The organism is Fodinicola feengrottensis, assembly GCF_039530045.1.
Taxonomy (GTDB): Bacteria; Actinomycetota; Actinomycetes; order Mycobacteriales; family HKI-0501; genus Fodinicola; species Fodinicola feengrottensis.
Window position 1 is genome coordinate 35,506 of sequence record NZ_BAAANY010000025.1, and the last position, 9,038, is coordinate 44,543.

A 9,038-nucleotide genomic window follows, 5' to 3' on the forward strand; every position below is an offset into this window, starting at 1 on the left:
CGCCCAAAAAGCGGGCACCCCACCGCCACGAACCTGGGCGGCCTCCGGCCGCCGCGCGGGCGGGGTTGAGCTGTTGGCCGCAGTTCGGCGGCGCGTCCGGTTCGGTCGCCGCGCGGGGCGGGAGGGGTCAGAGTTTGCGGACGAGGGTTACTCCGTCTCGTACGGGCAGCATTACCGACTCGACCCGGTCGTCGGCCGCGATCAGGTCGTTGACCTGCCGGATCGCGACCACCGCAGGGCGTTGCGCGGCAGGGTCGACGACGCGGCCGCCTTGCAGGACATTGTCCAGTACGAGGAGGCCACCGGGCCGCAGTCGAACAATTAGCTCCTGATAGTAAAGCGGATAGTTTTCCTTGTCCGCATCAATAAAAGCGAAGTCGAGCGCGGGGTCGAAGGGGAGTGCGCGCAGGGTGTCCAGCGCCGGCGCGATCCGCAGGTCGATCCGTTCGGCGACCTCGGCCCGCTCCCAATAGCGGCGAGCCACCCCGGTCCACTCCTGGCTCACGTCGCACGCCAGCAGCCGGCCGTCCTTTGGTAGGCCGCGCGCTATGCAGATCGCCGAGTAGCCGGTGAAAACACCGACCTCGACGGCCTGCCGCGCGCCGGTTAGCCGTACGAGCATGGTCAACAGTTCGCCCTCGTCGTGCGAAATCTGCATGCCCGCCGCGCCCCCGAAAGTTGTTCGCGTCTCGGCGGCAAGGTCCAGAAGAACCTGGTCGGCGGGAGTGCAATGCGCCAACAGGTAATCGCTGACGGCCGGAGTGAGAATGTCTGTCATACCTGAAAGCGTCCACTAATCTCGCCGCTTTGACAAGGGCTTGTCGAAGTAACGAAATTCCTAGATGCTTGTTCGATGCCCGATCCGCTGGTGCTCCGTGATCCCGCCCAGTTCAAGGCATTGGGACATCCGCTGCGGCACCGGCTGCTGACCGTGCTCCGGCAGCGTCCGGCCACCCTCGCGCAGCTCGCGACCGCGCTCGGTTCCACCAAGGGCACGGTCGGCTATCACGTCAATGTGCTGACCGACGCCGGGCTGTTGGAGGTGGCCACCACTCGGCAGGTGCGTGGGGGCACCGAGCGTTACTACCGGCTCGTCAGCCAGAACCTGCGGCTTGCCCGAGATGCCCCGGTCGGCGCGGAGTTTCTGGTCAAAGCGGCGCTGGATGAAATGCTGCCAGCGACCCAGGATTCACCAGAACAGACGTTGTTGCGGCACGTACGCTTGACGCCTGAAAGGGTCAGTGCGCTGGCTGCGGAGCTGGAGCGGTTCGCCGATCCCGATCATCTGCCGGACGGTCCAGAGGGCGAGCCCTACGGACTGCTGGTCAGTCTTTTTCGCGCCAATGTTCCGTTGCTGCCGCCGGAAAGCTAGTGGTCTGTCTTTGATTTGGGATGGTGGATCCGGTGATCCAGAAGTCGTAGCCGCCGTGCCAAATCAAAGACAGACCACTAGTACGAGTCCAGTTCGGCGATCAGGTTGGCGCGGGCTGCGTCCTCGCATTTTGCCGGCATCAGAAGGAAAATCCTTGGCAGTTGGAGAATTCCGCGCAGCACGTCACTGCGGCCGGCGACGAAGTCCGGCTCTGGTACGTGCGAGTATTCCTTTCGTACGGCCATAACGTAGGTCGCGTAAAGGTCCGGCGGGCTGGCCAGGATCAGCAGGTCTGCGTCGCAGAGCAGAGCGCCGTTCGCATCGTCCGGCTCGGCCGCGTGCCCGCGGGTCAGCAGGATCAACCGGCGGATTTCGGCGAGCCGTTGCGGCGCGATTCCTTGCTGGGAAAGGGTTTCGGCGGCGAGTGTCGCGCTCGCTTCCTCGTTGTCGTTGCGCTGCGGTAAATAGACGGCGTCGTGGAACCACGCTGCCAGCCGGACCGCCTCCGGATCGCTGGCCGCTGGCGCGTACCGGTCGACGGTGTCCAGGACGGCGGCGAGGTGGTCGACCGTGTGATAACGCCGGTGCGGCTCCCGCCAGCGGTCGAGCAGGTGCCGGCCGAGGCGCTCGTCCAGCGGCCAGCGGGCCAGCAGGTCGTCGCGTACGTCGGTGGTCAGCTCATCCGATCCGGTCACGATGACGTATTCTGGTGGCAGCACAGGGACCAGCGCACGCCAGGGGCAGGGATGGCGTGCCCTTGGTGATACCTGGAGCACTCCTTGCAAGCCCTTCTGGCGTACAAACGCCTGCCCGCCCTCGCCGGTGCGGGGTTCCTACCGATCGCTTTCCTGGCCCGGCTGCCGCTCGCAATGGCGCAGCTGGGCACCCTCCTGCTGGTGGTGTCGGTCACTGGCAGCTACGCCGCCGGTGGCCTTGCGGCCGGTCTGGTGGCGGTCGGGATGGCCGTGGGCGGGCCGGTCGTCAGCCTGCTCGCGGACCGGCACGGCCAGCGGCCGGTCGCGTTGCTCACCACACCGGTTAACGCCCTGGTCACGGTCGCTCTGGTGATCGCCGTCAACACACATGCCGGGATGGTTGCCGTCGGTTTGCTGGCGCTGGGTACGGGCCTGTCGACGACCCAGATCGGCGCGTTGGCCCGATCCCGGTGGATCGGTCTCGCGGCCGGACGGTCGTCCGATCTGGCGCCGGCGATGTCGTACGAGTCGGCCGCGGACGAAACGTCGTTCGCGCTCGGGCCGGCGCTGATTGGCTTGCTGGCGGCCGTTTTCTCGCCGTCGACCGGGTTGCTGCTCGGCGCCGCGACCATGCTGGTCTTCGGCCCGCTCTTCGCCCTGCACCCGACCGCGGCGGCCGCCGGAAAGTCGTCCGCCGGCCGTACGCAGGGCCGCGTCAAGGTCCCCGAGCTGGCGATCCTGGTGGGCGCGATGTTCCTGCTGGGATGTTTCTTCGGCGGCGTCGGCGCCGGTGTCACCGCGCTTTCCACGGCGGTCGGCGCGGCTTCGGCGGCCGGCGGGGTGATCGCGGTGATGGGGCTGACGAGCGCGGCCGCGGGCCTGGCCACCCCGCTGTTGCCCGAACGCCTCGGCCACCCGCGCCGGCTGCTGATTTTCGCGGTAGGGCTGGCAATTCTGTCGCCGCTGCTGTTGGCGGTTAGTACGGTCGCCGGCGCTGTGGTGGTCGTAGTGGCTGTCGGCTGCTGCATCGCACCGTACATGATCAGCGTCTATTCGCTCGGTGAGCGGCTCGGCGGCACTGGCCGTACGGCTGCGGTGATGACGCTGCTTTCCAGCGGAGTGGCGGTCGGTTACGCGGCCGGCTCGACCGGTGCCGGCGCGCTCGCCGACCTCGGCGGGTTCCGGCTGGCGATGGCCGCGCCGGCGGTCGCGATGGCGGTCGCGGCCGTGCTGGTCTTCGCGGCCCGTGGACGTTTGTCAGGCCTAGAAACGAAAACTGGCGACACGATGCCCGTACGAATCTCGTCACCGTCGAGCGTGTAAGGCCATTTTCAGCCGCGCGGCACCTCGGCGGTGATCGCGGTGCCCTGGCCGGGCGCGGAGTGGATAGTGAGCACTCCGCCGGCGGCCAGTAGGCGCTCGGTCATGCCGCGAAGGCCGTGCCCGGGTGGCACCACAGCGGGGTCGAAGCCGGCGCCGTCGTCGGCGACTGTCAGGGTGGCGGTGGCCAGCCCACCGCGGACCATCACGGCGACCATCTGGGCGGAGGCGTGCTGCGCCACATTCGTCAGCGCTGCGACCGCGATTGGGAACAGTGTTCGCATGCTTTTTCCGTCCAGGTCTTCGATTCTCAGCTCGACCTCGACACCGGATTGCGCTGCCCAGCCGTCCACCCACGCACGGAAATCGGTGCTCGGCGCCGCGGCTGGCTGCTGAGCGGCCACCAGCATGCCGAATTGGCGTTGGAGGTTGGCGACCGCCTCGGCGGCTCGATCAAGGTGTGCCGGTACGGCCGAGGGCGCCGCCGTCTGCGCTTTTCGTAGCTCGGCGGCGGCCAGGAATGCCTGCTGCTTAACGGTTTCGTGCACCTCGCTGGTCACTCGCAGCCGATCCACTTCGGCGGTCGAGGTGGCCAGCTCGCGGGCCAGCTGGGTCTGGTAGATCGCTACCACCACGCTGACTCCGGCCAGTGCGGTCAGCGCCGCGACCGACGCCGCGGTGTCGGCCGGCGCCCTGAGCAGGATCGAGGTCACTGCCCCGATGGCGGTGGCGAGGCACGTACCGGCCAGCGCCGCGCTCGCCGGCAGCGTGAAGCCGGCCGCCGCGGCGAGCCACAGGGTGCCGCCGAGCCAGCGCACGCCGGCCGCGAAAGGCAGCAGGATCGCCACGGCGGCGATCAGTACGAGCGGCAGCTGCGCCGACCGTGGCTGGCCGGCCCGTGCGGTCCTTATGGCGGCCACCACGTACGCACCGGCGCTGGCAGCGGTCGCCGCCAACGCAGGCACCCACCCAACGTCCGCCGGCCGTGCCCGGATCAGCTGGATCAGCGGATATGCCAACGGCAGCAACCAGAAGAGCGCGACAACGACCAGGACTGGACTGGTCCGCGGCGGTGGTCCGGCTGCCTCCATCCGGTCAGCATGGCCGGGCAGCCGGCCGTACTGCAACGGCCCTACCAGTCAGGGCCCCACCCGGCCAGGCCACCGATTGCTGCTCTTTTCGCCCCCAAGCGACCATTTGGGGAGGCCAACGCCCCTTTGGTGAGATGCCGGCCGGTCTCCAAGGGGGCTGGTAGCCAAAAAGCTAGCCGGTTGCTAAACGACCGAACTCCTTGGCGGGAGGCCGCTGATCGCCGGAACTGTCGGTGCCGCCGAGGACCCTCGATTCGGGGGCGGCTCATTTCGGTGGGGACGTGACCTGGTCGGCGAGCTGTCGCAGGTAGGTGGCGAAGCGTTGCTGGTCAGCGGGGTCCCAGTCGGCGACCAGCTGTTCGTACGCGTGCTGCTGGAAGTCGTGTGCCGCAGCCAGAAACGCCTGCCCAGCGGCGGTCAGGGTGAGGTTGGCGCGGCGGGCGTCAGCGCTCGACGAGCCGCGGTCGACGTGCCCGGAGCGGATCGCCTCGCCGACCATCCGGCTTGCCACCGACCGGTCCAGCCCCAGCTGGAAGGCCACGTCGGCGACGGTGACCTCGCGGCCGCTGGCGGCGATCGCCTCCACCACCTGGACCTGCTGGACGTGCTGGGTGTCGCCGGGCGCGTGGGCGGCGGCGGTCGGCGCCCAGCGGCGGGACCAGAAGCGTACGAGCCGGAAAAGTGCCGGGCCGGCGCCGGCCGTGCTGGCTGTCATCTGCCCATCATCGCACTTGATGCATGCAATGCGCACATGTAACGTGTGCAATATGCACGTACTTGAGCGGCCGCGTACGGCCGGACGGAACCTGACCTTCGTGGCCGCGTTGCTCGGCCTCCTGATGGCGCAACTCGACGGAGCCGTGGTGATCGCCGCGCTGCCGTCTATCCAGCACGACTTGCACGGCACCGCGATCGCCGGCGTCACCGCCGTCTATGGCCTCGCCGTCACGGTTGCCACGCCGTTGCATGGCCGGCTGGGTGACATGTACGGCCGGCGGGTCACTTTCTCTTTGTCCATCGCGATTTTCGCGCTCGGCTCGGTGGCTTGCGCGCTCGCGCCGAGCCTTGTCTTTCTGGTCGGCGCAAGGGCGATCCAAGGTCTTGGAGGCAGCGGGCTCATCGTGGCCGCGGTCAGTGTGTTGGCTGAGATGTTCGACAAGGAGGAACTGCTGCGCCGGCAGGGATGGATGACTGCGGTGGCCGCTATCGCCTTCGTCGGCGGCCCGCCGATCGGTGGGCTGATCGCCGGCCAGTTCGGCTGGCAGTGGATTTTCGGGTTGAACCTCCCGATCTGCGCGGTCGCGCTCGCGATCGGATTCGCCGGCTTGCCGCATCGCAATTCCAGCAATGCCAAAGGTGGCTTTGATTTCCCTGGCGCGGGTCTGGTGGTTGTCGGTGGGGCGAGTCTGGTCGCGTTGGGGAGCAGCGAAAACGTCGCCACTAACCCCTTGGTGGCGGTCCCGCTGCTCATCGTTGCCGTCGTCTCGACGATTTTGCTCGTACGGGTGGAAAAGAGTGCCGCCAGTCCGTTGATCTCGCCGAGGCTTTTCGTCGTACCAGCGGTGGCCCGCTCTGTCCTTGCCAGCGGCCTTTCCGGCGTGACGCTTTTCGGCACCTTCACCTTCATGTCGTTGGCGATCGTCGCCACTGTCCATAGTGGACCGACTGGGACCGGCCTTCTGCTCGTACCGATGACCGCTGGTCAGCTGCTCCTGACAACCACGTTTTCGCTGCTGGCGCGGAAATTCCCGCAGCTGACGGCGTGGGGTCGGCTGGGGCTGGCGCTGGGAGTGGCCGGCCTTTCGTTGATAGCGCTGGCGATCGTGTTCTCGCAGCCGTATGCATTGATCTGCGGTCTCGTGCTCAGCGGTGCCGCACTCGGGCTGTCGATGCAGGTCTACACCCTTTTGGTGCAGTCTTTCGCGCCGAAGGAGTCGATCGGCGCGGCGATGGGCACGCTGTCTTTCTCCCGTCAGATTGGCAATGTGCTGGGCACCGCGATCTTTGGTTGGGTGGCCGCGCTCCTGGCCAACCCGAGCGGTGGGCTGGTCGCGATCTTCGCGCTCGCCGCCGCGGTGACCGTCGTCGCGTTGGTCACTTCACCAGGTCAGCCGGCCGGATCGTGATGTCGTAAGGCTTTTCCACGGCCAGCTCGGCTGAACCGGCCGCCTGGCCCACCTCGAAATAGTGGTCGTCCCGCAGCTCCAGCACCGTAGTCGACGGCTGATCGGGGTCGACTATCCAGTACGACGCGATGCCGGCCTGCTCGTACACCCGACGTTTGGCGACCAGGTCGTGCCGGCGGTTCGACGGCGACAGAATCTCGATCACCAGCACCGGCCGCGGCACCTCTTGGCCTAGCTCGACGGCAGGGACAATGAGCACGTCGGGCTGAACCCGCCGACGGAACCCGAGGTCGACATCGAACGGTGCGACCAGAACCTCAAGCTGCTCGGGCACGGATGTACGGAGGGCGAAGACCAGTTCGACAACGGCACGTTGGTGCGCGTGGACCGGCGCTGGGCTCATGACGATGATCCCGTCGATGAGCTCGTGCCGCCATCCGTCGTCCTCGATGGCTTCCAGGTCGGCGACATCAAAGCCACCGTCCCGGCTGAGATAGACGGTGTCCTCCACGATGCGCACATGCGCGTCGTCGGGGTAGCGGCGAAGTTGCTCGACGGTCACCACCCCGAGCCCACCTGGCGTCTCTGCGGTCATAGCAGTCATCTTGGCTCCCCGTGTTCGGCATCTGTCAAGCCTGCCAGACGGTAAACCCCCTCCCGCAGTTATCCACAGTCCGCATTTTTATCCACAACAACGCCCCGCGCTGGTCGATTTTTTTCTCGCGCGCGCGTCCTCAAACCCACCCCCCACCCGATCACTGGGTGGGGGCAAGAAAACAGTATGGGTACGACATTTTCGCGCCGTTGCGACTGCGGTTTTAGTGCACTATGGGCCTATGACGATGTCGAGGTTGTTGCGATCGGGCGGTCGGACGGAGTTGACCGTTGATCCGTCTAAGTTGCGGTGGATCTTGTCCGCCCGGGAGTCCACCGACCGTGAGGAACAGGTGGTTAACCAGCTTACTGACCTGCGGAAATTCGTGAAAGGGATTGGTGGGGAGATCCTTCGCGAGGTGCCGGAGAACGCTGTGTCGGCGACGAAGAAGACCCGCAAGTTGCTCCCGGATGGCACGTACGGGTTGGAGGTGAAGCGTCCAAAGTGGGACGCGATCTTGACGGATCTGCGGCGCGGCACGGCGAACGCTCTCGCGGTGACCGATGGTGACCGGGCGTTCCGCGATCCTCGGATGCTGGAAGACCTGATCGACGTGGTCGAGTACTACGGCGTGCATGTGGCGTCGATGACGGGGAACATCGATCTGACCTCCGATGACGGGATTTCGGCGGCGCGGCGGTTGGTGGATCAGCGCAACAGCGAGTCCCGGAACACCTCCCGCCGGGTGACCGATGGGAAGCGGCACGCGGCGTGGAAGGGCGGCAAGCACGGCGGGATGCGTGCGTTCGGGTGGCGCAAGGATCAGCTCCGGCTGCGCAAACGTGAGGCGAAGATTCTGCAAGCGGAGCTGGAGCGGATCAAGTCAGGCGTGTCCGCGTTGACGTTGGCCAAGGAGTGGAACGCCAAGGGGATCCTGACCGCGACCGGGAAGACATGGCGCGCGTCCACGGTGAAGGCGATGTACTTGGCGCCCCGGATGTGTGGGCGGGTGAAGTACCGGGGCGCGGTGCTGCGCAACGAGGACGGCAGCTACGTACGCGGCGCGTGGGAACCGATGATGAGCGATGAGGACTACGACGAGATCGTGCGACTGTGGCGCCCGGAGACCACCACCGAGCAGGACACCGACGCCGACAGCGACCCCGCCAAGGCGCCCCGACGCCCGGCGACGCGGTCCCGGTTGGGCGCCAAGGGGCGCGGGTACCGCACCATTTATCTGCTGTCGCCGTTCATCCGGTGTGGGAAGTGTCAGGCGCGGGTCATCGGTTCGACCCGCCGCCGCGCCGATGGCGTGTTGGTGTCGATCTACCGGTGCCCGGCCAGCGGTCAGGGTGGCTGTGGTGGGGTGTCCCGCAAGGCTGAGGACATCGACAAATTCGTTACGGCGGCGGTGATCGCTGACCACCGACGCAACGCGATGCGGCAGATGAAGGATCTGCCGCCGTGGCCGCGCGCGGGTGAGTTGAAAGCGTTGCAGGGCCGGATCAAGGAAGCCACCCGCCGGTATGAGGCTGGCGAGTACCGCGACGCTTCTCGTTACTTTTCTTCGTTGGACCGCATGGAAATCGATGAAGCAGAGTTGAAAACGGAGCTGCGGGCGTACTCCCGTGAACAGGACGCCCGCCGGTCGATCGTGGCTGATCTGGAGACCCGGTGGGACACCCCGGAATTCACCATGGAGGAAAAGCAGGCCGCTGTCTCCCAGAGCATCACCACGGTCATCCTGCTGGCCGCCAACAAGGGCGTGCCGTTCCACCACGACCAGATCAAGTTGATCTGGCGGCAAGCCGACGACTCATAATCAGCCGGTTGGCGTAG

General features: G+C 66.8%; 9 protein-coding genes. 4 read left to right on the forward strand and 5 right to left on the reverse strand.

All coding sequences use genetic code 11. The features are described from left to right. Window positions 1-127 precede the first annotated feature (127 nt). On the reverse strand, window positions 128-778 hold the full coding sequence (locus tag ABD301_RS29740; protein WP_344313622.1) for an O-methyltransferase: 651 nt from the start codon (window positions 776-778) through the stop codon (window positions 128-130). 75 nt (window positions 779-853) lie between these two features. On the opposite strand from ABD301_RS29740, the gene ABD301_RS29745 reads away from it, so the two are divergent. Beyond that, window positions 854-1,372, forward strand: coding sequence for an ArsR/SmtB family transcription factor (locus ABD301_RS29745; protein ID WP_163572494.1), 519 nt, complete (start codon window positions 854-856; stop codon window positions 1,370-1,372). A 77-nt stretch (window positions 1,373-1,449) separates the two neighbouring features. Here ABD301_RS29745 and ABD301_RS29750 read toward each other — a convergent pair whose 3' ends face one another. Further along, window positions 1,450-2,067: an HD domain-containing protein gene (locus ABD301_RS29750; protein WP_344313624.1), complete on the reverse strand. Its 618-nt coding sequence runs from the start codon at window positions 2,065-2,067 to the stop codon at window positions 1,450-1,452. Window positions 2,068-2,151: 84 nt separating this feature from the next. Here ABD301_RS29750 and ABD301_RS29755 point away from each other — a divergent pair, with 84 nt between their 5' ends. After that, window positions 2,152-3,390, forward strand: a complete 1,239-nt coding sequence (locus ABD301_RS29755) for an MFS transporter (RefSeq protein ID WP_163572495.1) — start codon at window positions 2,152-2,154, stop codon at window positions 3,388-3,390. An 8-nt stretch (window positions 3,391-3,398) separates the two neighbouring features. Here ABD301_RS29755 and ABD301_RS29760 read toward each other — a convergent pair whose 3' ends face one another. After that, entirely contained in the window at window positions 3,399-4,478 is a 1,080-nt protein-coding gene (locus ABD301_RS29760; protein WP_344313625.1) for a sensor histidine kinase, read from the reverse strand. A 265-nt stretch (window positions 4,479-4,743) separates the two neighbouring features. Further along, complete coding sequence (locus tag ABD301_RS29765) at window positions 4,744-5,193, reverse strand: MarR family winged helix-turn-helix transcriptional regulator (protein WP_344313626.1); 450 nt, start codon at window positions 5,191-5,193, stop codon at window positions 4,744-4,746. A gap of 52 nt (window positions 5,194-5,245) precedes the next feature. Between ABD301_RS29765 and ABD301_RS29770 the strand changes: the two genes are divergently transcribed. Further along, the gene (locus ABD301_RS29770; RefSeq protein ID WP_344313627.1) at window positions 5,246-6,604 is read left to right on the forward strand and encodes an MFS transporter; all 1,359 of its coding nucleotides are present in this window, start codon (window positions 5,246-5,248) and stop codon (window positions 6,602-6,604) included. Here the strand turns inward: ABD301_RS29770 and ABD301_RS29775 are convergent. Beyond that, window positions 6,573-7,199: a Uma2 family endonuclease gene (locus ABD301_RS29775; RefSeq protein WP_163572499.1), complete on the reverse strand. Its 627-nt coding sequence runs from the start codon at window positions 7,197-7,199 to the stop codon at window positions 6,573-6,575. The genes ABD301_RS29770 and ABD301_RS29775 overlap by 32 nt on opposite strands. A 247-nt stretch (window positions 7,200-7,446) precedes the next feature. Here ABD301_RS29775 and ABD301_RS29780 point away from each other — a divergent pair, with 247 nt between their 5' ends. Continuing rightward, complete coding sequence (locus ABD301_RS29780) at window positions 7,447-9,021, forward strand: recombinase family protein (protein ID WP_344313658.1); 1,575 nt, start codon at window positions 7,447-7,449, stop codon at window positions 9,019-9,021. The last annotated feature ends 17 nt before the right edge of the window (window positions 9,022-9,038 follow it).